Genomic DNA, 23,771 nt, shown 5'->3' with positions numbered 1-23,771 from the left:
CCGGCCGGCGAGTCGGCCGTCGTGCGATCGAGTCACCGTGTTGTGGCGCCTCCGGGCCGCGGATTCCAGACCGGGGCTCCCGGTGCGACCAACTGCGCCGGGGCCCAGGGTCCCGGCGCAGCCTGGTCGTCCGTCGGCGTCAGGTGCCGGCGATGTAGGCGTCGACCTGGGCGCCCTGCAGGCTGGTGACCTGGGTTGTGGTCATCGCGTTCAGCAGGGTGGAGCTCATGGCGGCGATATTGGTCTCCGTCAGCCCGTCGAGCTGGGTGGTGGTCAGACCGGTGATCTGGGTCGTGGCCAGGGCCGCGGCCTGGGTCGTTGTCAGTTCAGCGATCACCGTGGCGGAGAGCGCGCCCACCTGGGTCGAGGACAGGGCCGCGAACTGGGTGGTGGCGAGTTCGCCGAGGTCGGTGGTGTCCAGGCCCCGGAGCTGGGTCGTCGTGAAGGCCTTCACCTGGGTGGTGGAGAGGGCCGCGACCTGGGTGCCGTCCAGGGCCGAGACGCCGGTGGCGGTCAGGCCGGGGATCTGGGCGACCGTGAGGCTGCCGATCTGGGTGGCGCTGAACTCCCCGACATCCGTGGCCGAGAGGCCCGACAGCTGGGTCGTGGTCAGGCCCTTCACCTGGGTGGTGGAGAGCGCCTGCACCTGGGTGGAGTCCAGCGAGGCGATGTTGGTCGCCGTCAGGGCCCCCAGCTGCGACGCCGAGAGGGCGTTGATCTGGGTCGAGCTGAACTCGCCGAAATCGGTGGTGCTGAGGGTCTTGAGCTGGGTCGTGGTCAGGCCGCCCACCTGGGTGGTGGAGAGCGCGCCGATCTGGGTGCCGTCCAGGGTCGAGAGGCTGGTGGTCGACAGGCTGCCGATCTGCGAGGCGCTGAGCGCCCCGATCTGCGTGGTGTCGAGGGCGCCGACGCTGGTGGCGGTCAGGGCGGCGAACTGGCTGGCGCTCAGGGCGCTGACCTGGGTCGGGCTCAGCTCGCCCACATCGGTGGTGTTAAGGCCGGCGAGCTGGGTGGTGGTGAAGGCCTTGACCTGGGTCGTGGACAGCGCCGCCACCTGGGTCCCGTCGAGCGCCGAGAGGCCGGTGGGCGTCAGGGCCGCGATCTGGGAGGTGGAGAAGGCCGCGACCTGGGTCGAGGTGAACTCGGCGATGTCGGTGGTGAAGAGGCTCTTCAGCTGGGTCGCGGTCAGGCCCTTCACCTGGGTGGTGGAGAGGGCCGCCACCTGGGTGCCGTCGAGGGACGAGACGTTGGTGGCCGACAGGGCCCCGAGCTGGGACGCCGACAGCGAGCCGATCTGGGTCGAGGTCAGTTCACTGAAGTCCGCCGGGGAGAGCGAGGCCAGCTGGGTGGTGGTCAGGCCGCCGACCTGGGTGGTGGTGAGGGCCGCCACCTGGGTGCCATCCAGGGCCGAGAGGCCGGTGGGCGTCAGGGCCGCGATCTGGGTCGTGGCCAGGGCGCCGATCTGGGTGGTGTCCAGGGTCGACAGGCTGGTGGTGGACAGGGCCGCGATCTGGCCGGCGGTGAGCGCGCCGACCTGGGTCGCCGAGAGCTCGCCGATGTCGGTGGTGTCCAGACCCCGGAGCTGGGTGGCGGAGAGGCCCTTCACCTGGGTGGCGGAGAGCGCCGCCACCTGGGTCCCGTCGAGGGCCGAGATGTTGGTCGCCGAGATCTGCGAGAGCTGGGTCGCGGTGAGGGCCGAGACCTGGGTCGCCGAGAGTTCGGCGACATCGGTGCTCTGCAGGCCGCCAAGCTGGGTGGCGGTCAGGGCCTTGACCTGGGTCGTGGAGAGCGCCGCCACCTGAGTGCCGTCGAGGGCGGAGAAGCCGGTGGCCGACAGGGCGGCGATCTGGGTCGTCGCCATGGCGCCGATCTGGGTCGCGGTGAACTCCTGCACGTCGGCGGCGCCGAGCGCGCTGAGCTGGGTCGTGGCCAGGCCCTTGACCTGGGTCGTGGTGAGACCGGCCACCTGGGTGCCGTCAAGGCTGGCCAGGTTGGTGGCGGTGATCGCCCCGAGCTGGGCCGGCGAGAAGGACGCCACCTGGGTCGTGGTCAGTTCCGCGAAGTCGGTGGTGGACAGTCCGCGCAGCTGGGTGGCGGTCAGGCCGGTCACCTGGGTGGTGCTGAGCGCGGCGATCTGGGTGCCGTCCAGGGCCGAGAGGGCGGTCCCGGAGAGGGAGCCGATCTGGGCCGCCGAGAGGGCGCCGACCTGGGTGGTGTCCAGGGCCCCGAGGGTGGTGGGGGTCAGGGCCGCCAACTGGGTGTTGGTGAGCGCGCCGACCTGGGTCGAGGAGAGCTCGCCGATGTCGGTGGTCTCCAGGCCCCGCAGCTGGGTCACGGTGAGCGCCTTCACCTGGGTGGTGGAGAGCGCGGCCACCTGGGTGCCGTCCAGGGCCGAGACGCCCGTGGGGGTCAGGGCGGCCAGTTGGACAGTGGTGAGCGCCCCGATCTGGGTGGCGGTGAACTCCTGCACGTCGGCGGCGCCAAGCGCGCTGAGCTGGGTCGTGGCCAGGCCCTTGACCTGGGTCGTGCTGAGCGCCGCGACCTGCGTGCCGTCGAGGCTGGCGACATTGGTGGCCGACAGCGCGCCCAGCTGGGCGGCGCTGAGGGCGCCGATCTGGGTCGAGGTCAGCTCGCCGAAGTCGGTGGTGGACAGGCTCTTCAGCTGGGTGGTGGTGAGACCGCCCACCTGGGTCGTGGTGAGGGCGGCGATCTGGGTGCCGTCCAGGCCCGAGAGACTGGTGTTGGACAGGGCCCCGATCTGGGCGGCCGAGAGGGCGCCGATCTGGGTGACGTCGAGGCTGGCCAGGCTGGTGGCCGAGAGCGCCCCGATCTGGGCGGCGGACATCGCCCCGACCTGGGTCGCCGAAAGTTCGTCGACATCGGTGGTGTCCAGCGATCGCAGCTGGGTGGTGGAGAGCGCCTTCACCTGGGTGACCGACAGGGCCGCCACCTGCGTCCCGTCGAGGGCCGCGATGTTGGTGGCCGTGAGCGCGCCGATCTGGCTGGGGCTCAGGGCGCCGATCTGGGTCGCCGAGAGCTCGGCGACATCGGTGGTCTCCAGCCCTTTGAGCTGAGTGGCGGTCAGGGCCTTCACCTGGGTGGTGGAGAGCGCCGCCACCTGGGTGGCGTCCAGGGCCGAGAAGCCGGTGGGCGACAGGGCCGCGATCTGGGTGTTGGCCAGGACGCCGATCTGGGTCGCGGTGAACTCCTGCACGTCGGCGGCGCCGAGCGCGCTGAGCTGGGTGGTGGCCAGGCCCTTGACCTGGGTCGTGGTGAGCGCCGCGACCTGGGTGCCGTCCAGGCTGGCGATGTTGGTGGCCGAGAGCGCGCCGATCTGGGCGGCCGACAGGGCGCCGATCTGGGTCGAGGTCAGCTCGCCGAAGTCGGTGCTGGACAGGCTCTTCAGCTGGGTGGTCGTGAGGCCGCCCACCTGGGTGGTGGTCAGGCTGCCGATCTGGGTGCCGTCGAGGGCCGAAAGCGCGGTGTTGGACAGGGCGCCGATCTGGCTCGCCGACAGGGCGCTGATCTGAGTGGTGTCGATGGCCGCCAGGTTGGTGGCCGACAGGGCCCCGATCTGGCTGGCGGACAGGGCGCCGATCTGGGTCCCGCTGAACTCACCGATGTCGGTGGTTTCCAGGCCCCGCAGCTGGGTCACGGTGAGCGCCTTCACCTGGGTGGTGGAGAGCGCGGCCACCTGGGTGCCGTCCAGGGCCGAGACGCCCGTGGGGGTCAGGGCGGCGATCTGGGTGGTGGCCAGGGCCGCGATCTGGGTCGCGGTGAACTCCTGCACGTCGGCGGCGCCCAGCGCGCTGAGCTGGGTGGTGGCCAGGCCCTTGACCTGGGTGGTCGACAGGGCCGCGACCTGGGTGCCGTCCAGGCTGGAGAGGTTGGTGGCCGAGAGCGCGCCCAGTTGCGACGCCGAGAGGGCGCCGATCTGGGTCGAGGTCAGCTCGCCGAAGTCGGTGGTGGACAGGCTCCTCAGCTGGGTGGCCGTGAGGCCGCCCACCTGGGTCGTGTTCAGGGCGGCGATCTGGGTGCCGTCCAGGCCCGAGAGGCTGGTGTTGGACAGAGCCCCGATCTGGGCCGCCGAGAGGGCGCCGATCTGGGTGACGTCGAGGCTGGCCAGGCTGGTGGCCGAGAGCGCCCCGATCTGGGCGGCGGACATCGCGCCGACCTGGGTCGAGGACAGCTCGCCGACGTCGGTGGTGTCGAGGGCCCGGAGCTGGGTGGTGGAGAGCGCCTTCACCTGGGTGACCGACAGGGCCGCCACCTGGGTGCTGCTGAGGGCCGAGATGTTGGTCGCCGTCAGGGCGCCGATCTGGCTCGGGGTCAGGGACCCGACCTGGGTGGCGTCGAACTCGCCGATGTCGGTGGTGGACAGCCCAGCCAGCTGCCCGCTGGTGAGCGCCTTGACCTGGGTCGTGGAGAGCGCCGCGACCTGGGTCCCGTCGAGGGCCGAGACGTTGGTCGCGGTCAGGGCGGCGATCTGGCTCGTGCCGAGGGCGCTGATCTGGGTGGTGGTGAACTCCCCGATATCGGTGGCGTTCAGGGCGCTGAGCTGGGTGGTGGCCAGGCCCTTGACCTGGGTCGTCGACAGGGCCGCGACCTGGGTGCCGTCGAGGGACGAGACGTTGGTGGCCGACAGGGCCCCGATCTGGGCGGCCGACAGGGCGCCGATCTGGGTGGAGGTCAGTTCGCCGAAGTCGGTGGTCGACAGGCTCTTCAGCTGGGTGGTGGTGAGGCCGCCGACCTGGGTCGTGGTGAGACCGGCGATCTGGGTGCCGTCGAGACCCGACAGGCTGGTGGCCGACAGGGCCCCGATCTGGGCGGCCGAGAGGGCGCCGATCTGGGTCGTGTCGAGGCTGCCGAGGCTGGTGGAGGTCAGGGCCCCGATCTGCACCGCCGAGAGGGCGCCGACCTGGGTCGCCGAGAGCTCGCCGACATCGGTGGTGTCCAGGGCCCGGAGCTGGGTGACGGTGAGCGCCTTGACCTGGGTGGTGGAGAGCGCGGCCACCTGGGTGCCGTCCAGGGCCGAGAGGCCCGTGGGGGTCAGGGAGGCGATCTGGCTGGCGGCCAGGGCTCCGACCTGGGTCGCCGAGAGCTCGCCGATGTCGGTGGCGTTCAGCGCCGCCAGTTGCCCGCTGGTGAGCGACTTCACCTGGGTGGTGGAGAGCGCGGCCACCTGGGTGCCGTCCAGGGCCGAGAAGCCGGTGGGCGACAGGGCCGCGATCTGGGTGTTGGCCAGGGCGCTGAGCTGGGTGGTGGTGAACTCCTGAACGTCGGCGGCGCCGAGCGCGCTGAGCTGGGTCGTCGCCAGGCCCTTGACCTGGGTGGTCGACAGGGCCGCCACCTGGGTGCCGTCCAGGCTGGAGAGGTTGGTGACCGAGAGCGCCCCGATCTGGGCGGCCGACAGGGCGCCGATCTGGGTCGAGGTCAGTTCGCCGAAGTCGGTGGTCGACAGGCTCTTGAGCTGGGTGGTGGTGAGGCCGCCGACCTGGGTGGCGTTGAGGGCCGCGACCTGGGTGCCGTCCAGGGCCGAGAGGCTTGTGTTGGACAGGGCGCCGATCTGGGCCGCCGACAGGGCGCCCACCTGGGTCACGTCCAAGGCGCCGAGGTTGGTGGCCGACAGGGCCGCGATCTGGCTGGTCGAAAGCGCGCCGACCTGGGTCGCCGAAAGCTCACCGATGTCGGTGGTCTCCAGGCCCCGCAGCTGGGTGGTGGTGAGCGCCTTGACCTGGGTGGTGGAGAGCGCGGCCACCTGGGTGCCGTCCAGGGCCGAGACGCCGGTCGGGGTCAGGGCGGCGATCTGGGTGGTGGCCAGGGCCGCGATCTGGGTCGCGGTGAACTCCTGCACATCGGCGGCGCCCAGCGCGCTGAGCTGGGTCGTGGCCAGGCCCTTGACCTGGGTCGTCGACAGGGCCGCGACCTGGGTCCCGTCCAGGCTGGAGATGTTGGTTGCCGAGAGCGCGCCCAGCTGGGCGGCGCTGAGGGCGCCGATCTGGGTCGAGGTCAGTTCGCCGAAGTCGGTGGTCGACAGGCTCTTGAGCTGGGTGGTGGTGAGACCGCCCACCTGGGTGGTGGTCAGGCCGGCGATCTGGGTGCCGTCCAGGCCCGAGAGGCTGGTGGCCGACAGGGCGCCGATCTGGGAGGCCGACAGAGAGCCGATCTGGGTGCCGTCGAGGCTGGCCAGGCTGGTGGCCGACAGGGCGCCGATCTGGGCGGCGGACATCGCCCCGACCTGGGTCGCCGAGAGCTCGCCGACGTCGGTGGTGTCGAGCTGCCGGACCTGGGTGGTCGACAGCGCCCGGACCTGGGTGATGGAGAGGCTGGCCACCTGGGTGCCGTCCAGGGCCGCGATGTTCGTCGCCGACAGGGCGCCGATCTGGCTGGCGCTGAGCGCGCCCACCTGGGTGGGGGTGAATTCGCTGATATCGGTGGCGGTCAGGCCGGCCAGCTGGGTGGTGGCCAGGCCCTTGACCTGGGTGGTCGACAGGGCGGCGACCTGGGTGCCGTCGAGGGCCGAGACATTGGTGGCGGTCAGCGAGCTGAGCTGGCTGACGGAGAGCGCGCCGATCTGGGTGGTGGAGAACTCACCCATGTCGGTGGAGCTCAGGCCCTTGAGCTGGGTGGTGGTGAGCCCGCTGACCTGGGTCGTGGTGAGCGCCGCGACCTGGGTGCCGTCCAGGCTGGAGATGTTGGTGGCCGAGAGCGCGCCGAGCTGGGCGGCCGACAGGGAGCCGATCTGGGTCGAGCTGAGGTCGCCGAAGTCGGTGGTCGACAGGCTCTTCAGCTGGGTCGTGGTCAGGCCGCTGACCTGGGTGGTGGAGAGCGAGCCCACCTGGGTGGAGTCGAGGGCCGACAGGCCCGTGGCGGTCAGGGCGCCGATCTGCGAGGCCGAGAGGGCGCTGAGTTGGGTGGTGTCGAGGGCCGCCACGTTCGTCGCCGACAGGGCGCCGATCTGGCTGGCGCTGAGGGCGCCGATCTGGGTGGTGGAGAACTCACCGATGTCGGTGGTGTTGAGGCCCTGCAGCTGAGCGGTGCTGAGCGCCTTCACCTGGGTGGTGGACAGGGCCGCGACCTGGGTGCCGTCGAGGCTGGAGAGATTGGTGGCCGAGATCGCGCCGACCTGGGCGGCGAGCATGGCCCCCAGCTGGTTGGCCGACAGCTCGGCCATGTCGGTGGAGCTGAGGCCCTGGATCTGGGTGGTGGTGACACCCTTGATCTGGGTGGAGGACAGCGCCCCCACCTGGGTGCCGTCGAGGCTGGAGAGGTTGGTGGCCGACAGGGCCCCGATCTGCGAGGCGCTGAGGACCGAGATGTGGGAGGTGTCGAGGGCGGCGAGCTGGGTGGTGGTGAGCGCCTTGACCTGCGGGGCGCTAAGGACGGTGAGCTGGGCGGTGTCGAAGACCACCGAGGTGTCGAAGAACGGGATCTGGGTCGCCGAGAGCCCCTTCACCTGGGAGGCGGAGAGCGCTCCGACCTGTGTGGTGCTGAGGGCGGCGATGCCCGTGGTGTTGATGGCCCCGACCTGGGTGGCGCTGAGCGACTGGATCTCTGTCTGGGAGAGCCCCTGGATCACGGTGACCGAGAGGGCGCTTATCTGAGCCGCCGAGAGGCTGGAAATCGCCATGTGAGCTTCCTAGTCGATATATTTTGAGCAGCGGTCAGTCGGTCGAACGCGTAGACATTATAGAGAGCGGCGCACTACCTGGACGCGTCCCCCGACCCCACCCACAACAGAATCACTTACCAGTTTGTTACGATGATTCTTGGCCTCCGGACCCGTTATCCATTGGGTCTGGAAGTGTACGGACAGGTTTGAACCCCCCCGTGCAGGTCCTCGCCGGGCCCCTGGTCTGATTATTCTCGACACGGCCCCCGCCTCCTCCCCCTGCCGCCGCGGCGCCCGGGAGTTCGATAGAGGGTCTGACACCTTGCCGCCACGCGGGCGCCACATTCGGCGATCTGTTACAGGGCTGGGGTTTGCGGCCTCAGCTGACTCCGCGCGCGCGCGCGGGGCTTCGGGGCGCCGAACGCCGGAAGGCGGCGGCCGACGGGCTCCCGGCGGCTCCCGAAGCCCCGGGACGGCGCGCCGGCCCGGCCCATGCGGACCCTGGCCTCGGACGCCGGATCGCGCCGCGCGGCGCCGGCGCCGCGACCATAGAGCGCAGCAAACCTGTTTACCTTAGATCGCCGTTCCGGCCGCCGGGACACGCGGCGAAAACCCTGGTTGCGGGCCGCACTACGGCTGGTTGTGGCGATTCCGCGGGCGGGGAATCAGGCGGCCTCGGCCGCCCCGCCGCTGAGGCCCTGCATGATCATGCGGTTGATCTCGATCAGGTCCTGGATGTCGTCCTGGCCGCGTATCACCAGGCTGGTGTGCTTGCCGACCCAGATGGCCAGGGAGATGATCTGGGCGCGCAGGGATTCCGGCAGGCCGTTCTCCGACGCGCCGCAATCGGTGGCGAAGGCCGACCACATGCGGCGGTTCCAATCCAGCGCATCGGCGCGGCCGCCCAGATCCGACGGATCGAGCTTGGCCGCTTCCATGAGGGCGCGGGTGACCTGGCCGAAGAGACGATACTCCGTCTCCCGGGCGGTCTCGGCCCTAGCCGCGGTCTGCTGGTACGCTCGAAGCGACATTCGTCCCCAACCTCTGATCTTCGTACTCGATGAGCTTCCGGCAGAGCATCAGCGCCTTGTAGTATTCCTTCTCCATGCAGTGTTTGGAGATCGCGACGCACTCCGAGAGCACCGCGGGATTCCGAATCACACCCATGAACTCGGTCAGGCGATGAACGAATTCGTCGTAGTAGCGGGCGGCGCCGGTCTCATCGAGGTACATCATCATCACCGGGAAGTAGATCCGGCGTGCGGGCGTGTTGACCTCTTCCTGCTGCATGATGTCCTTCTCGCGAAGGACAGAAGCCTTGTTCTGGAGAATCAGAACACCACGGCGGTCGCCGTTCTGGACGACGGCGCCGTTGAGCACGAATTTCTCGCCGGGTTTCAGCGACAATTTCAGCGGCAAGGCGCTATTCCCCCGAACAACTTGCGCCAAAGCGGCGCGACTTCCTGAACCAGGATCGCCCGAAACGCGAAAACGCCGGCTCCGGACCTGCGAGGCATAACCGGACGTAGGTTAACGACGCCTTGCGACGCCCTGCGACAGGTGCGCCCCGACGCCGCGCGACAAGTGGCGCTTAGCAACAGATTAACCATGATCGCATCTATCTGTCGCCCTTCGCCCACGTCACCCCAGGGAGCCCCGGCTCATGCCGCGTCCGGTCAAGCAAAGCGCCACCTCGACAGCGGCGCTCGAGCGGGGGACCGCCCCGACCCAGGCGCGCCTGTCCACCGACGCCATGGGCGCCAGCGGCGACCGGGCCACGCTCAACCGGCTGAACGCCGCGGTGGGCGAACTGAAGGCCCTGGCGATCCAGCCCCTGCTACAGAACGCCGTCAACGCCCTGCGCAAGGATGACCACCAGGCCGGGGCCGAATGGGCGATCAAGGCCCTGGAGCAGGACGAACGCAGCGGCTTCGGCTGGTACATGCTGGCCATCGCCCGCGAGCTGGCCGGCGACTTCAAAGGCTCGATCACCTGCTACGAGGCGGCCATCGCCCTCCTCCCCGATCATGCCGAGCTGGGCAACAACCTGGGCCGCCTGGCCTTCCGACTCGGCCAACCCGAGGTCGCCGAGCGCCTGTTCCGACACTTCCTGGCGCGGTTCCCCGACCATCCGGAGGGGGCCAACAACCTGGCCTGCGCCCTGCGCAGCCAGAGCCGCTTCGACGAGGCCATCGAGGTGCTCAAGCCCGCCCTCACCAAGGATCCGCGCCATCCGATGGTCTGGAACACGCTCGGCACGGTGATGGCCGAGCAGGGCGACCCGGTGAACGCGCAGATCTTCTTCGACGAAGCGCTGCGCCAGGACGCGGGCTTCGCCAAGGCCCGCTACAACCGCGGCAACATGCGCATGGCCATCGGCGAGATCGCCGCGGCCCTGGAGGACTGCGACACCGCGCTCTCCCAGACCGTGCTGGAGTCCGAACGCCAGATGATGCGGCTGGCCCGGTCCACGATCCTGATCAATCTCGGCCGCATCGGCGAGGGCTGGGACGACTACGAGGCCCGGCTGCATCCGCAGTTCGCCGACTGCACCCAGTTCCTGGTGGAGCGACCCCGCTGGGAGCCGGGGATGGACCTGGCCGGCAAGTCCCTGCTGGTGATCGGGGAACAGGGGCTGGGGGACGAGATTCTGTTCGCCAACCAACTGCCCGACATCATCGAGGCCCTGGGGCCGGAGGGCAGGCTGACCCTGGCCGTCGAGCCGCGCCTGGTGAGCCTGTTCCAGCGCTCCTTCCCCCAGGCCGAGGTGGGCCGCCACAACACCTACAGCGTCGAGGGCCGCACGGTGCGGGCCGTCCAGTTCCTCTCCGGGCGGATGGACGAGATCGACCTGTGGACCCCGATCGGCTCGGCCCTGCGTCAGTTCCGCCGCTCGGTGGACGATTTCCCGGTCCGCGACCGCTACATGATCGCCGATCCCGTCCGGGTGACCCACTGGCGCGAGGTGCTCAAGACCGCGCCGGCTGGCAAGAAGGTCGGCCTGCTGTGGAAGAGCGCCATCGCCAGCGCCGGGCGCCATCGCTATTTCTCGCCCTTCGAGCAGTGGGCCCCGATCCTGGCCACGCCGGGGGTCTGTTTCGTCAACCTGCAGTACGGCGACTGCAGCGAGGAGATCGAACAGGCCCGCCGCGACTTCGGAGTCGACATCTGGACGCCGCCGGGCATCGACCTGAAGCAGGACCTGGACGACCTGGCGGCCCTGTCCTGCGCCCTGGACCTCGTGGTGGGCTTCGCCAACGCCACCTCCAACATCGCCGCGGCCTGCGGCGCCCCGTGCTGGATGGTCTCAACCCCGGGCGCCTGGCCCCGGGTGGGGACCAACCGCTATCCCTGGTATCCGCAGATGCGGGTCTTCCAGCCGCCGGCGTTCCGCGCATGGGAGCCGGTCATGGCCGAGGTGGCCCAGGCGTTGGCTGAGTTCGCCGCGTCGTGACCGCGGGCGGCCGGTCCACCGCCGCCGCCAACCTGGCCATCGTCATCGGCGCCTCGGGGGGCGTCGGGCGCGCCCTGGCCGAGCGCCTGAACGCCGATCCGGCCCATGACCGCGTCCTGGCCCTGTCGCGCCGCCGGCCGCCGGACTGGGAGGAGGATGGCCGACGGACCTGGCGGGAGGTCGACATCCTGGACGAGGACAGTTTGGTTCGGGCGGCGGCGCAGGCGGCCGACCTCGGCGCCCCCAGCCGCATCCTGGTGGCCACCGGCCAGCTCCACGGCGCGGGCCTGGCGCCGGAGAAGACGATGCGGTCCCTGGACCTCGCGGCCCTCACCGCCCTGTTCGCCATCAACGCCGCGGGGCCGGCCCTGGCCGCCAAGCACTTCCTGCCCCTGACGCCCCGCGACCGGCCCAGCGTCTTCGCCGCGCTGTCGGCGCGCGTGGGCAGCATCGGCGACAACCGGCTGGGGGGCTGGTACGGATACCGGGCCTCCAAGGCGGCCCTCAACATGCTGATCCGCACCCTGGCGATCGAGCACCGGCGCACCCGCCCGCTCGGCCTGTGCGTCGCCCTGCACCCGGGCACGGTCGACACCGACCTCAGCGCGCCGTTCCAAGGCGGCGTGGCCCCGGAGGCTCTCTTCTCGCCGGACCGTTCGGCCCAGGCCCTGCTGGCGGTCCTGGACGGCCTGAGGCCCGACGACAATGGTGGGCTCTTCGCCTGGGACGGGACGCCGATTCCCTGGTGAGCGGGGCGGAACAGAGCCGCCGGCCAAGGGTTTGTCTGGGGGTGGAGCGCCCTCCCCGGGCCCTCCCCGCGAGGAGCTCCCCATGCCCGGCATTTCCGAGTTCGACGACGGCGCCGACCCCCAGGACCAGGCCGAGACCCAGGACGAGACCAATCTCGACGACCGCGAGGAGGTGGGCGAGATGCGCACCTTCGAGGAGTTGCCCGACCTCCTCGACGTGACCGCCGAGCCCGAGGACGACGACGAGGACGGCCTGATGGCCGACAACGACGACACCCCCGGCCCGGACGACGTGGAGGGCCCCTACCCCGTGCGCGGCCAGGCCGACGCGGCGGAACCCGCCCTGGAAGCGCGCCTCGACGAGGGGCTCAAGGAGACCTTTCCGGCGTCCGACCCCCTCGCGGTCACCCCGCGCAACGATTAGCCGACCCCGCACTTAGCGCCCGCCGCGACGTTCAAGCCGCTTGAATGTCGCGGCTGGGCCTTTAGGTTGGCCCCAGGTTGAAACATTTGTTCGAGCGCGAGCGTCCTTCTACGCCCGCCCCTGGGAGCCCAATTATGAGCGAGCGTCAGCGTTTTGAAGGCACCGACAATTACGTCGCGACCGAAGACCTCAAGGTGGCCGTCAACGCCGCCATCGCGCTGGAGCGCCCGCTGCTGATCAAGGGCGAGCCCGGCACCGGCAAGACCGTGCTGGCCTTCGAGATCGCCAAGGCGCTCGGCGCCGAGATGATCACCTGGCACATCAAGTCCACCACCAAGGCCCACCAGGGCCTGTACGAGTACGACGCCGTCACCCGCCTGCGCGACAGCCAGCTCGGCGACGAGCGCGTCAAGGACGTGAAGAACTACATCAAGAAGGGCAAGCTCTGGGAGGCGTTCACCGCCGACAAGCGCCCCGTCCTGCTGATCGACGAGATCGACAAGGCCGACATCGAGTTCCCCAACGACCTCCTGCAGGAGCTCGATCGGATGGAATTCTACGTCTACGAGACCAATGAGACGATCAAGGCCGAGGTCCGGCCGATCGTGATCATCACCTCCAACAACGAGAAGGAGCTGCCGGACGCCTTCCTGCGCCGCTGCTTCTTCCACTACATCCGCTTCCCGGAAGCCGAGACGATGAACGAGATCGTCGAGGTCCACTATCCCGGCATCAAGCAGAAGCTGGTCGCCGAGGCGCTGCGCATCTTCTACGACATGCGCAAGGTCCCGGGCCTGAAGAAGAAGCCGTCGACCTCCGAGCTCCTCGACTGGCTGAAGCTGCTGATGGTGGAGGACATCGACGCCGCCTCGCTGGCGGAAAAGGATCCCACCAAGCTGATCCCGCCGCTGCACGGCGCCCTGCTGAAGAACGAGCAGGACGTCCACCTCTTCGAGCGCCTGGCCTTCCTGGCCCGCCGCGAAGGCGCGGGCTCGCGTCCGGGCCAGTAACGCTTACGACGAATTCACTCGACCAAATCAAGGGCTCCGGTCACCGTTCTGCGCGAACGGGATCGGAGCCCAATTCTTATGAAGACCCTGACGCTGCTGGCCGCCTCGGCCCTCGCGCTCACCACCGCGGCCTGCCAGAGGCCGGCCACCCTCAACGCCAAGCTGGACTGCCCCGCCACCCAGGGGGGCCTGACCCGCATCAGCGCCGCGGCCGACGGCCAGAGCTGCGTCTATCGCGAGACCGACGGCGCCGAGGTCACCTTGACCCGCATGCCGGTGAAGGGGACCGCGCGCGCCACCCTGACCGCCCTTGAGACCGAACTGAAGACCCTGGGTGGAACGCCCACCGGCGCCTCCTCCGCCGAGAAGGCCGCCGCCCCGGGCGCGGCCGCCGAGGCCGCCCGCATCGAGGCCGAGGCCCGGGCGGACGCCCGGATCGACCCGAAGGTGGATTCCGACGTCGATGTCGCGGTCGGGGACAAGGCGGACAGCCCGCGCTTCCAGGCCAAGGTCGAGGACGGTGAGAACGGCGACGATCACACCCGCGTCGACCTGCCCGGCCTGCACGTGGTGGCCGAGGGCGACAAGGCCGACGTCAGCGTGGGGCCGATCCATATCGACGCCGACGGCGACAATTCCAGCGCCACGATCACCATGTACCGGGAGGTCCGCCTGCGCGGCGAGGCCCTGTCGCGGGAGAAGCGCGGCGTGCGGGCCACCTTCATCTATGCCGGGGACGATCTGTCGGGGGGCTATCGCTACCTCGGCTACGAGGCCGGCGGCCCGCGCACGGGACCGCTGACGGTGGCCGTGGTGAAGTCGAAGTCCCGGTCGAACCAGCACAACGACATGTACGAGGACGTCAAGAAACTGGTCCGCAAGAACGGCGGGGTCTGACGGCCCGCCGCCGGCGAACCGGAATCCGGTTCGCCGGGGCGTGAGTGGCCCTAGACGGCTTGGACCTCGACCACCTTGTAGGTCAGGGGACGGCCGTCCTCGTCGGCGACGGTGACGTATTCGCCCACCGCGAATCGGTGGTCGCCCAGGCGGTGGACCGGTTCGTCGTCTGCGGTGTCGCCGGCCTCATAGTCGAAGTACCAGCGGGCGCCCTTGCGGGCCAGACGGCCGTCGGTGGCCTCCTCGTCGGGGGCGAAGCGGCGAACCACGCACTCGGCCTTGGCCTTGGAATAGGCCGCCTCGTCGATGTGGCCGTCGGCGGTGAGGGGCGCGGTCAGCGTATAGCCGCGGTGATCGTCGCCCCCGGCGAATTCAGTGCCCGGATTGCGGGCGAGCCGCATCACGATGCGCGACAAACTCATGGCGCGAGACCTCTTTACTTAGTGGGAAAGGAACAGCGACGGCTGATCAGCCGCCAGTAGCGATCGCGTCGTACCGCCGAAGATGAACTCCTGCAACCGCGGGTGCCCGAAGGCGCCGGCCACCAGGATGTCGGCGTCGGCCTTCTTGGTGGCGTAGAGCAGCAGGGGGGCGGCGTCGCCGGAGTCCGGCAGGATGTCGACATCCGAGGCGATGCCCCGGGCGGCGTAATAGGCCTGCAGGCGGGCGGGGTCGAAGCTGCGGGAGCTGGCCTTGGGGGCGGCCAGGATGACCACGCGGGAGGCCTTCTCCAGCAGGGGCATGGCCAGGCGGGCGGCGCGGGAGGCTTCCTTGCCGCCGTCCCAGGCCACGGCCACCACGCCGCCGGTCTTGAAGCCCTCGCGGGCGATCAGCACCGGGCGCTGCTCGTCGGCCACCATCTGCTGGAAGGCCTCGGCCAGCGGGCCACGGCCGCGCGGCGGGTCGTTGGTGAAGACCACCACGTCCGACAGCCGGCTCTCGGCCGATAGGCCGGCCCAGACCGGGGTCTGCAGGGCGATGAAGCTGGCCTTGGGATAGGCGCAGGCCTCCACGGCGGCGCGGGCCTTGGTCTCGCCGGCGGCGGCGGCTTCCTTCAGGGACTCCAGGGCCGTGGACTGCACGCCGCCCAGGAAGCCCTCGCCCATCCAGGGCATGACGTCGGCCACGTCGGCCGGGGTATAGACACAGGCGAGTTCGGCGCCGAAGGGCTCGGCCAGCAGGGCGGCGGCCTTCACGGCGGCCTTGTCGCCCTCGCCGCCGGACAGCGGCGTCATGATTCTAGCCCAACTCATGTGTTTCCCCTTGGCATGATCACAGTGGTGAGGACGATGGACCTGCTCATTGATCTTTCTCAAGTCCTGGTTCAGGTCACGACCTTGAGTGTGAGAGGAACGCGTCGTTGAGGAAAGGGCTGCGTAAGACCGCCAAGGAGCCCCGCGCCTGGCAGCGCATGCTGTCGGGGCGCCGGCTGGACCTGCTCGACCCGTCCCCGATGGACATCGAGATCGAGGACATCGCCCACGGCCTGGCCCGGGTGGCCCGCTGGAACGGCCAGACGGTGGGGGAGCACGCCTTCTCCGTGGCCCAGCACTCGGTGGTGGTGGAGGAGATCTGCGCCCACATCCAGCCGGACCTGGAGCCGCGGTGGCGGCTGGCGGCCCTGCTGCACGACGCCTCGGAATATGTGATCGGCGACATGATCAGCCCGTTCAAGGCGGCGCTGGGATACGACTACAAGTTGTTCGAAGAACGACTAGAAATTGCGATCCATACGCGGTTCGGGCTGCCGGCCAAGGTTCCGCTGGCGATCAAGAAGCTGATCAAGCAGGCCGACCGGGCCTGCGCCTATTTCGAGGCCACCCAGTTGGCGGGCTTCGGGGTGGCGGAATCGATCGAGTTCTTCGATCCGCCGCCGGCGGGCTACGACCTCCACATCGAACCGTTGTCGGCGGGACAGGCGCAGATACGTTACATCCAACGTTACCATGTGCTGTCCGAGGCGGCGGGATTCTCCGTCACGCCCCAGGCCTTCGATACGGAGTGAGCGTGACCTTCATCATCTGCGGGCTGGCCGAGGTTCCCGCCGTCATCGCGGCGCGGCGGCCGTCGCACATGATCACCCTGCTGGATCCCGCCAGCATGATCGCGACCCCGGCGGCGATCGCGCCGGCCAACCACCTGCGGCTGGGGGTCAACGACATCGCCGAACCGATGGACGGCATGGTCCCCCCCGACGAGCAGCTGGTGCATGATCTTCTGGCCTTCGGGAGCCAGTGGAGCGGCGAGGCCCCCATGCTGATCCACTGCTGGGCCGGGATCAGCCGCTCCACCGCCAGCGCCTTCGTCCTGGCCTGCGCGCGCAACCCGCAGGCCGACGAGCGGCAGATGGCCCTCGTGATGCGCCGGGCGGCCCGCCACGCCTCCCCCAACCGCCGGATCGTCGCGCTGGCCGACGACATCATGGGCCGCGGGGGCAGGATGGCCGACGCCGTGGCGGCCATGGGCGAGTACGACTACGGCCGCGCCCGGCCCTTCGACTTCCCGGCCCGCCACTAGATGGCCCGCGCCGTCGTCATCGGGCTGTCGGCCGTGGTGGTCGCCATCCGCGACGGCCAGGCCGTGGTCCTGACCGTGCGGCCGCAGGGCCAGCAGGCGGGCCTGCCCTTCGGCCCCTTCGACCCGGACGGCCATCGCACCTTCGAGCTGGCCCTGCGCGCCTTCGTGACCGCCCAGACGCGGTTCGAGCTGGGCTATGTGGAGCAGCTCTACACCTTCGGCGACAAGGGCCGGGACGCGCCCCTGGCCGACATGGGCGCCGGCGCGGGCGCCGCCCGGGTGATCTCGGTGGGGTATCTGGCCCTCACCCCCCAGGCCGTCGAGACCCACGCCCCCGACACCGCCTGGGCCGACTGGAGCCGGTTCTTTCCCTGGGAGGACTGGCGCGAGGGCCGCCCGGCGGCGCTCACCGCCCTGGAGCCCGCCCTGCGCCAGTGGGCCGGGGCCGCGGCCGGGCCGGAGGCGATCCGCCGCCGCTCGGCCGCCCGGCTGCTGTTCGCCCTGGACGACGCGCCCTGGAACGAGGAGCGGGTGCTGGAACGTTACGAGCTGCTCTACGAGGCGGGCCTGGCCCCGGAGGCCGCCCGCGACCGCGGCGAGCACGCCCCCTCCCCCGCCCTGGCGGCGTCCATGGGCGAGCCGATGTTCTCCGACCACCGCCGCATCCTGGCCACGGCGCTGTCGCGGCTGCGGGGCAAGCTGAAGTACCGCCCGGTGGTGTTCGAGCTGATGCCCGAGGCCTTCACCCTGTCGTCCCTGCAGAGGGCGGTGGAGGCCATCGCCGGAGTGCCCCTGCACAAGCAGAACTTCCGCCGCGCCCTGGAACGCGCCGAACTGGTGGAGGGACTGGGGTCGATGGACACCGACACCGGCGGCCGGCCGGCGGAACTGTTCCGCTTCCGTCGCGAGATCCTCAGCGCCCGCCCGGTCTCGGGCTTGAGCCTGCCGCTGCTGCGCGACTGAGCGGGGGCAAGGCGCCCAAGGTCATCGCCGACGGTCAGGGTGAAACCGCCCCCCTGGCCAGGCTTGGCCGCGGGCCGACGAGCAGGAGCCAGAGGGCCAGGGCCAGTTCACCAAACATGAACGGCGTGGCCAGAGTGAAGGCGGTCGCACGATACTCGGGCGCAACGAGCCCGATCACGCTCAAGGCGACATAGGCCAGGCCATTCAGGATCAGCCAGAGCCCCAACAGCCGCGGCAAGAACCCCGAACGGATCACCAGCACGCCGAGCGGAAGCAGCCATAGGCCCCAGAAGACTTGGGATATGAGCACACCCTGGCGATCGATGTTGATCATCAACATGATCAGGGCGTTGCGCTCGGCCGGATCGAAGACCTGAAGAAACTCGCCGCCACGAATGAACTGCAAGGTCGCGACCTCATTGGCCATGCCGAGGAAGGCCAGCGGCGCCTGTAGCAGGATGAGCGCCGCCATCAGGACGGCCAGGCGAAGGTCCACGGCCTTCAGGAGCTGAAAGAGCGCCAGGATCACCAACACGAACAGGATCTGGCTCACGAGCCCGACCAGGATGGCGGCGACGAACAGGCCCTGATGGGCCGCGATGTTCGCGACCGTGGCCGACGCATCCCCCGGGGCGTAGAGGCGTCCCGGCACGTAGAGCAGTACGAACGGCGTCGCCAGGGCGACCAGGAGGTACAAGAACCCGGCCCAGCGCGCCGCGCCTTTCCGCGACTCCATGCTTCCTTCCTCCCCTCCTCGCCGGCCGCGCCTCGCGCACTTCGCCGCGATCGGAGGTCCATCGTTTTGGACAATCGAGCTGAGCGCTATATTCGTGCGTTCCGTTGTTGTGATCCCTTGTACCAAGGGGCGACTTGAATGGCCGATCTGACCGCCTCGGCGGGACTTGTCCGTGGCCTGCTGGAGTTCGCCGTTGCTCGGGGCGCCGACCGCCGGGCCCTGGTCGCGCAGGCGGGCCTGGACGAACAGGCCCTCGAGGATCCGGACAACCGCGTCCCCTTCGACACCTACACAAGGCTGATGCGCCGCGCGTGCGAGTTGTGCGCCGACCCCGCATTGGCGCTGCACTACGGCGAGTGCGTCGACATGTCGGAGGTGTCGATCGTCGGGCTGATCATGAACGCCTCGGAGACCATGGCCGAGGCGTTCGCCCAGCTCCAACGTTTCAACCGTCTGGCGCTGGAGGTTGAGGGCGTCAGCGAGCGGTTCGGCATCGCCATTCGAGGCGGCGACCTCTGGATCGTCGATCAGCGCACGAACGCGCACGAATTCCCGCAGCTGACAGAAGTCACCTTTGCACGACTGGCGTGCGGGCCGCGCCGGTTCCTTCCGCAGCCCCATGTCCTTGAGGTGCATTTCACCCATTCGCCGCCCGCCTACCGGCAGGCCTATGAGCGGGTGTTCGGGTGCAAGGTCGTCTTCGAGAGCGAATGGAACGCGATGCGCATGCATCCCGAAGCGCCCGCTTGGCGCGTGGCCCTACAGCCGCGCTACGTGTTTGGCGTCCTGACTGAGCGCGCGGACATGCTGCTGAAGACCCTGGACGACCGTCGAACCCTGCGCGCCCAGGTCGAGAGCCTGATCTTGCCGGTCCTGCACAAGGGGGGCGCAAAGGCCGAGACCGTCGCCACCGCCCTGGGGTTCAGCAGACAGACCCTGTTTCGCCGGCTGAAGGCTGAAGGCGTGACGTTCGAGGCGCTGCTCGACGACCTCCGCCATCGCATGGCGATGCATTATCTCCGGGGCAACCGGGCCTCGGTCAACGAAGTCGCCTACCTTGTGGGCTTCTCCGACCGCGCTGCATTCTCCCGCGCCTTCAAGCGATGGACTGGCCGAAATCCCGGAGATGTCCGCGCCGGCTTCGCCGCAACCAGGTCCGGCCCGCCGTCGCCGGCCGCCTGAGGGGCGGGGCCGCTATTTCCAGGAGGCTGGCGGCTTGGGCAGGGTCTGGGCGTGTTCGACGCAGTCCCGCAGGCCCGGCGTCAGGTCCGCCCTCAGGATGGCGGCCTTGTCCGGCTGGCCGTCGCCGTGCTTGAGGGCGGCGTACCAGGCCGGCAGGAGCTCGTCGATGACGCGCTTGTCCGCCTCAGGCCCCACCTGCTTCGCCAGGATCTCGGAGTCGTAGATGATGCGATCGGCGACCTCGTAGATCTCGCGCATCAGGTCGAGGTCGGCCTGGGTCGGACTGTTCTCGGGCTTGGTGAGCGAGATGAAGCCCCCCAGACGCAGCTCGCAGAGATGGTCCTTGCGCAGGTAGTGGAGCCGGGCGTCCTCCACGTGCTGGGTGACGGGCTGGGCCGAGGCCTGCGGACCGGCCGCCAGAAGGGCGCCCGCCGCAAGGGCCGACAGGATCGGAAGTCTCACGCTCATCACGCACCCCCCTTTGGCGACAGGCGCGCCGAACGCGGCCTCGGCCAACGGGGGAAGGATACGCCCTTCCGGCCCGGGGGCCGAATCGGCGCAGCGCGTCGGCGGGGCCGTCAGTGGCGCGGGTCGAAGACCGAGGAGAAGCGCGAGCCGGGGAAGGCGCGGCGGGCGTACTGGCGGTCGGGAGTCTCGCGGGGCCGCCGCTCCTCGGCGAATTCGGCCAGGACCTGCAGCAGGCGCACCATCGGATCGTCGTCGATGAACACGATCTTGTTGTTGGCATGAACTTCCATGCACAACCAACGGGGAAGCCGCGGCGAAGGTTCCCGTGACGCGCGAACCACCGGATGAGGGACACGGTCCGCGCGCAGGTCAGACACCGGGATTTGCGGCGACCTAGGCGGCGACGTCGGGGGTGTCGGGCTTGGCCTGGTCGGCGGCCCACTGGGCTTTCAGGGTGGCCGAGGTGTCGCGGGAGCCGTCGGGGCTCCAGCCGGGGGGACCCAGGAGGTAGCCCACGACCTCGCGGGGGGAGCGGGCGCCGGCCAGGTCCTTGGCGATGCCGGCCCATTCGTGAAAAGCCACGCGCAGAATATTGAAGTTGTTCAGGTTCTTGACAATCCCGTATCGCGGCGTCTCCTCGTCCAGCTCAGGCTGGAAGGTGCCAAACAGCCTGTCCCAGACGATCAGGATGCCGGCGTAGTTGCTGTCGAGGTAGCGCGGATTGCGGGCGTGGTGGACGCGGTGGTGGGAGGGGGTGTTGAACACCGCCTCGAACCAGCGGGGCATGCGCTTGATCGCCTCGGTATGGATCCAGAACTGGTAGACGAGGCTGACCCCCTTCTGGATGGCCAGCATGGCCGGCGGGAAACCGAGGAAGGCGAGCGGCAGCCAGAGCGCCCAGGTGGCGGCGACGCCGCCGGTCCAGGTCTGCCGCAGGGCGGTGGACAGGTTGTAGTGCTGCGAGGAGTGGTGGTTGACGTGGGCCGCCCACCAGAACCGCCGCTCGTGGCTCAGGCGGTGGAACCAGTAGTAGGTCAGGTCCTCCAGGAAGAAGATCGCCACCCAGGCCCAGACCGCGGTCATGGGGATGTCGAAGGCCCGGTGCTTCCACACCCAGACCGTGGCGGCGAAGGCCAGGCCGCCGGTGATCAGCCCGGCCACGTTGCTGCCCAGGCCCATGGCCAGGGAGGCCATGGTGTCGCGGGTCTCGTAGTGGGCCTTCACGGTCTTGAAGCGGGCCAGCGCGATTTCCAGGATGATGGCCAGGACGAAGAAGGGGATCGCCAGGGTGACGGGATCGAAGGGGGCGTGCAGCGGATCCATCACTGGGCCCCCGCCGGGGGCCAGGCGTCGAAGGCCAGGCGGGCGCGGGGCGCGGCGACGTCGGCGAGATCGAGCCTCAGAACCCCGTCGCGGAAGCTGGCGGCCAGGGCCTGGGCCCAGGGGATGTGGCGGGCCGCATAGCCGTCGCCCACCTCGCAGAGGACCAGGGCCGAGGCCCCCGAGCGCGCCAGGGCGCCGCGGCCGTCGGTAGCGATCCAGAGGCCGTCCAGGGTCTTGCCGGGGAACTCGTCGGCCAGCAGGGCCCGGGCCCGCGCGTCGCTGAGCGGCGACATCGGCTTGGCGATCTTGGCCCAGGCGGCCACGGCCACCAGCACGGCCACGGCCGCGAACGATCCGGCCAACTGGATCAGCATCGCCTTGTCCAAAACGTCTCTCCCCTTGGCGACGGAGAGTCGGCCGTGGACGGAGGACCGTCAAGGGGCGCGGGCCGGCAGGATGTGTGTACGGCCCCTCGCAATGGCGCGAGCGACACCGGAGGGTTGGCGCGCGTGGCGGCCTGGACAGGCCGCCCAGCCCGCTAGAGGGCCATGGAGCGGCGCAGGCGGGCGGCCACCTGCTCGGCGTGGTAGGGCTTGGCCACGAAGTCGGCGCCGTCCGGCAGGCCGCCGCTGAGGTCGGCGCCGCCGGTGGTCACCAGGATGCGGACGTTCGGCCAGCGATCGTGGACCAGCTGGGCCAGGTCCACCCCATCCAGGGACCCTGGCATGTTCACGTCGGTGAACACCGCGCAGATGTCGTCGTGCCGGCTGAGAATCTCGATGGCCTGGGCCGCGTCGTCGGCCTCGATCACCGTGAAACCGGCGTCTTCAAGGCCCGCTGCGGCGGTGAGGCGGACCAGGATTTCGTCTTCGACGACAAGCACTAAGGGGGACATGGAGACGCAACCTGCGGCGGCGGGCGAGGTTCCGCCGCGCTCAGGGACGGGGCTCGAAGGTGTAGGCCCAGGGATAGTCCGAGACGCGGGGATCGCCCGCCCGGACCTGATCGAGGGCGCGGCGCGAGCGGGCGCTGAGGAACTGGGCGTAGGTGATGATCTCGGCGGTCGGCAGATCCGCCGCGGGGGCCGGGGTGTCGGGGAGCTCGTCTTGCATGGCGTCACCTGGATCATGGAGGCGGCGGGGTTCGCCGCCATGCCCGCCATGAAGCGCCCGCCGGGCTGAATGACGGCGGAGCGGATCGTTGGGCGCCGTTCATGTTCGGGCGGCCGGTATTCTATGTTCCGCTTTTGTTCGGAAGACCCGGGCTTCCGCGGCAAGATGCGGCGTCAGGCACCCTGGAGCTGGTGGCCGGTCCGAGCTTCGAGGCGGCCAAGGCGCGGGCCGAGCGAGAGCGGGGGTAGAAGAAGCGCGCTCCTCCCCCGCAGGCGGGGGCGAGGAGGAGGCCCCGGAAGCTCCCCTCCCCGGCCCCAAACCAAAACAGGGCCGCCCCGGGAGGGACGGCCCTGTCTCGAAAAGTCCGTCGGCGGCGGGCGAGAGGCCCGCGCCGGAAGTCCTACTTCTTGGCCTTCTTGGGGGCTTCGCCGTTGACGGCGTCCTTGAGGCCCTTGGCGGCGCGGAAGCGCACGGCCTTGGAGGCCGGGATCTTGATCGCTTCGCCGGTGGAGGGGTTGCGGCCCTCGCGGGCGGCGCGGTCACCCACGTCGAACACGCCGAGGCCGGCGAGACGGACGTCACCGCCCTTGACCAGGGCCGCCGAGACGGTGGCGATCATGGCTTCCAGCACGCGGCCGGTCTCGGCCTGGGTGGTCCCGGCGGCGGCGGCGACCTGTTCGATGAATTCAGATTGGGTCATGTGACCTCCGGTTGTCTTTGGAATGCGCCTCGCGTCGCGACGCAAGGAGGCAAGGGTTTGCGCAGATTCGGGGGCCGTGGCGACCTTGACGCAACGGAAACGGGGCCGTCAGACGGCCTTTTCGGGCAAGATGACGCACGTTCCCTGGGAAAAGGGGCGTGATCCTGCTCCCCGGAGAGGATTAGCGGGCGTCGCGCAGATAGACGACCTGGCTGCGGCCCGAGCTGATCAGGTGGCCCAGCAGGAAGCCGGCGGCCGCGGCGATGCCGAGGGCGAGGTAGGGCCTCTCGCGGACCAGGACGTCGGTGTCGCCGAAGCGCTCGACCGCCTGTTCCTTGACCTTGCCATAGACCTTCTGGCCCTTGGCCACGACGATCTCGGTCTTGCCCTCCAGCAGGGTCTTGGCGGCGTCCAGCAGGCTGTGGGCCGCGTCGTTGAGGGCCGAGGTGGCGGCCCGTCCGGCGCCGGCGGCTTCGCCCAGGGCGGCCTTGGCGCCGCTGGCCATCGGGTCGAGGGCGGCGGTCTCATCGGCGATGTTCGCCGTGGCCCCGTTGGCGGTTCCGTTGGCGAGGGAGGAGGTCATCGGGTCGGCCATGGATCTTCTCTTCGAATAGGGGATCGGGC

The 23,771-nt window shown here is 69.9% G+C and carries 23 protein-coding genes; 9 read left to right on the top strand and 14 right to left on the bottom strand.

Annotated features, from left to right (window positions below; translation table 11 throughout):
- Positions 1-139: 139 nt before the first annotated feature.
- The 3 genes from AC1RN5_RS06315 to flbT all read right to left on the bottom strand — a co-directional run bounded on the left by AC1RN5_RS06315 (position 140) and on the right by flbT (position 9,031).
- Entirely contained in the window at positions 140-7,630 is a 7,491-nt protein-coding gene (locus AC1RN5_RS06315; RefSeq protein ID WP_493040403.1) for an ice nucleation protein, read from the bottom strand.
- Between the two features lie 647 nt (positions 7,631-8,277).
- Entirely contained in the window at positions 8,278-8,643 is a 366-nt protein-coding gene (flaF, locus tag AC1RN5_RS06310) for a flagellar biosynthesis regulator FlaF (protein WP_421931920.1), read from the bottom strand.
- Entirely contained in the window at positions 8,609-9,031 is a 423-nt protein-coding gene (gene flbT / locus AC1RN5_RS06305; RefSeq protein WP_304776721.1) for a flagellar biosynthesis repressor FlbT, read from the bottom strand. The genes flaF and flbT overlap by 35 nt, the downstream gene beginning before the upstream one ends.
- Before the next feature lie 244 nt (positions 9,032-9,275).
- Between flbT and AC1RN5_RS06300 the strand changes: the two genes are divergently transcribed.
- From AC1RN5_RS06300 to AC1RN5_RS06280, 5 genes are all read left to right on the top strand, one after another.
- Positions 9,276-11,066, top strand: coding sequence for a tetratricopeptide repeat protein (locus AC1RN5_RS06300; RefSeq protein WP_493040402.1), 1,791 nt, complete (start codon positions 9,276-9,278; stop codon positions 11,064-11,066).
- Positions 11,063-11,815: an SDR family NAD(P)-dependent oxidoreductase gene (locus AC1RN5_RS06295; protein WP_493040401.1), complete on the top strand. Its 753-nt coding sequence runs from the start codon at positions 11,063-11,065 to the stop codon at positions 11,813-11,815. The genes AC1RN5_RS06300 and AC1RN5_RS06295 overlap by 4 nt, the downstream gene beginning before the upstream one ends.
- 82 nt (positions 11,816-11,897) lie before the next feature.
- Complete coding sequence (locus tag AC1RN5_RS06290) at positions 11,898-12,239, top strand: hypothetical protein (RefSeq protein WP_493040400.1); 342 nt, start codon at positions 11,898-11,900, stop codon at positions 12,237-12,239.
- Positions 12,240-12,373: 134 nt separating this feature from the next.
- A complete protein-coding gene (locus tag AC1RN5_RS06285; RefSeq protein WP_304698282.1) occupies positions 12,374-13,249 on the top strand; it encodes an AAA family ATPase in 876 nt (291 codons plus the stop codon).
- A gap of 78 nt (positions 13,250-13,327) precedes the next feature.
- A complete protein-coding gene (locus tag AC1RN5_RS06280; protein WP_493040399.1) occupies positions 13,328-14,146 on the top strand; it encodes a hypothetical protein in 819 nt (272 codons plus the stop codon).
- Between the two features lie 50 nt (positions 14,147-14,196).
- Here the strand turns inward: AC1RN5_RS06280 and AC1RN5_RS06275 are convergent, their stop codons facing one another.
- Together AC1RN5_RS06275 and AC1RN5_RS06270 are read right to left on the bottom strand one after the other, a co-directional pair.
- Entirely contained in the window at positions 14,197-14,568 is a 372-nt protein-coding gene (locus tag AC1RN5_RS06275; protein ID WP_493040398.1) for a hypothetical protein, read from the bottom strand.
- A gap of 18 nt (positions 14,569-14,586) precedes the next feature.
- On the bottom strand, positions 14,587-15,399 hold the full coding sequence (locus AC1RN5_RS06270; RefSeq protein ID WP_493040397.1) for a universal stress protein: 813 nt from the start codon (positions 15,397-15,399) through the stop codon (positions 14,587-14,589).
- 107 nt (positions 15,400-15,506) lie between these two features.
- On the opposite strand from AC1RN5_RS06270, the gene AC1RN5_RS06265 reads away from it, so the two are divergent.
- The 3 genes from AC1RN5_RS06265 to AC1RN5_RS06255 are packed head-to-tail and all read left to right on the top strand — an operon-like array spanning position 15,507 to position 17,626.
- Entirely contained in the window at positions 15,507-16,151 is a 645-nt protein-coding gene (locus AC1RN5_RS06265) for a YfbR-like 5'-deoxynucleotidase (RefSeq protein WP_421931927.1), read from the top strand.
- A 2-nt stretch (positions 16,152-16,153) separates the two neighbouring features.
- Complete coding sequence (locus AC1RN5_RS06260) at positions 16,154-16,663, top strand: tyrosine phosphatase family protein (RefSeq protein WP_493040396.1); 510 nt, start codon at positions 16,154-16,156, stop codon at positions 16,661-16,663.
- Complete coding sequence (locus AC1RN5_RS06255) at positions 16,664-17,626, top strand: NUDIX hydrolase (RefSeq protein WP_493040395.1); 963 nt, start codon at positions 16,664-16,666, stop codon at positions 17,624-17,626. It begins immediately after the preceding gene.
- A 34-nt stretch (positions 17,627-17,660) separates the two neighbouring features.
- On the opposite strand, the gene AC1RN5_RS06250 is transcribed toward AC1RN5_RS06255, so the two are convergent.
- Positions 17,661-18,362 carry a DUF4386 domain-containing protein gene (locus AC1RN5_RS06250; RefSeq protein ID WP_493040394.1) on the bottom strand — a complete coding sequence of 234 codons (702 nt, stop codon included), beginning with the start codon at positions 18,360-18,362 and terminating at the stop codon, positions 17,661-17,663.
- A gap of 138 nt (positions 18,363-18,500) precedes the next feature.
- Between AC1RN5_RS06250 and AC1RN5_RS06245 the strand changes: the two genes are divergently transcribed.
- Complete coding sequence (locus tag AC1RN5_RS06245) at positions 18,501-19,544, top strand: AraC family transcriptional regulator (RefSeq protein ID WP_493040393.1); 1,044 nt, start codon at positions 18,501-18,503, stop codon at positions 19,542-19,544.
- Between the two features lie 12 nt (positions 19,545-19,556).
- On the opposite strand, the gene AC1RN5_RS06240 is transcribed toward AC1RN5_RS06245, so the two are convergent.
- The 8 genes from AC1RN5_RS06240 to AC1RN5_RS06205 all read right to left on the bottom strand — a co-directional run bounded on the left by AC1RN5_RS06240 (position 19,557) and on the right by AC1RN5_RS06205 (position 23,742).
- Entirely contained in the window at positions 19,557-20,012 is a 456-nt protein-coding gene (locus AC1RN5_RS06240) for a hypothetical protein (protein WP_493040392.1), read from the bottom strand.
- Positions 20,013-20,122: 110 nt separating this feature from the next.
- Positions 20,123-20,302: a hypothetical protein gene (locus AC1RN5_RS06235; protein ID WP_493040391.1), complete on the bottom strand. Its 180-nt coding sequence runs from the start codon at positions 20,300-20,302 to the stop codon at positions 20,123-20,125.
- Between the two features lie 103 nt (positions 20,303-20,405).
- Positions 20,406-21,335 carry a sterol desaturase family protein gene (locus AC1RN5_RS06230; RefSeq protein ID WP_493040390.1) on the bottom strand — a complete coding sequence of 310 codons (930 nt, stop codon included), beginning with the start codon at positions 21,333-21,335 and terminating at the stop codon, positions 20,406-20,408.
- On the bottom strand, positions 21,335-21,709 hold the full coding sequence (locus AC1RN5_RS06225) for a hypothetical protein (protein WP_493040389.1): 375 nt from the start codon (positions 21,707-21,709) through the stop codon (positions 21,335-21,337). Before AC1RN5_RS06225 ends, AC1RN5_RS06230 begins: the two co-directional genes overlap by 1 nt.
- A 164-nt stretch (positions 21,710-21,873) precedes the next feature.
- Entirely contained in the window at positions 21,874-22,230 is a 357-nt protein-coding gene (locus AC1RN5_RS06220; RefSeq protein WP_493040388.1) for a response regulator, read from the bottom strand.
- A 40-nt stretch (positions 22,231-22,270) separates the two neighbouring features.
- Complete coding sequence (locus AC1RN5_RS06215; protein ID WP_493040387.1) at positions 22,271-22,447, bottom strand: hypothetical protein; 177 nt, start codon at positions 22,445-22,447, stop codon at positions 22,271-22,273.
- A 400-nt stretch (positions 22,448-22,847) separates the two neighbouring features.
- The gene (locus tag AC1RN5_RS06210) at positions 22,848-23,147 is read right to left on the bottom strand and encodes an HU family DNA-binding protein (protein WP_421931939.1); all 300 of its coding nucleotides are present in this window, start codon (positions 23,145-23,147) and stop codon (positions 22,848-22,850) included.
- Positions 23,148-23,328: 181 nt separating this feature from the next.
- Positions 23,329-23,742, bottom strand: coding sequence for a glycine zipper domain-containing protein (locus AC1RN5_RS06205; RefSeq protein WP_493040386.1), 414 nt, complete (start codon positions 23,740-23,742; stop codon positions 23,329-23,331).
- Positions 23,743-23,771 lie beyond the last annotated feature (29 nt).

The organism is Phenylobacterium sp. GW821-FHT12F10 (assembly GCF_058806695.1).
This window is presented reverse-complemented; position numbering and strand designations above follow the sequence as displayed.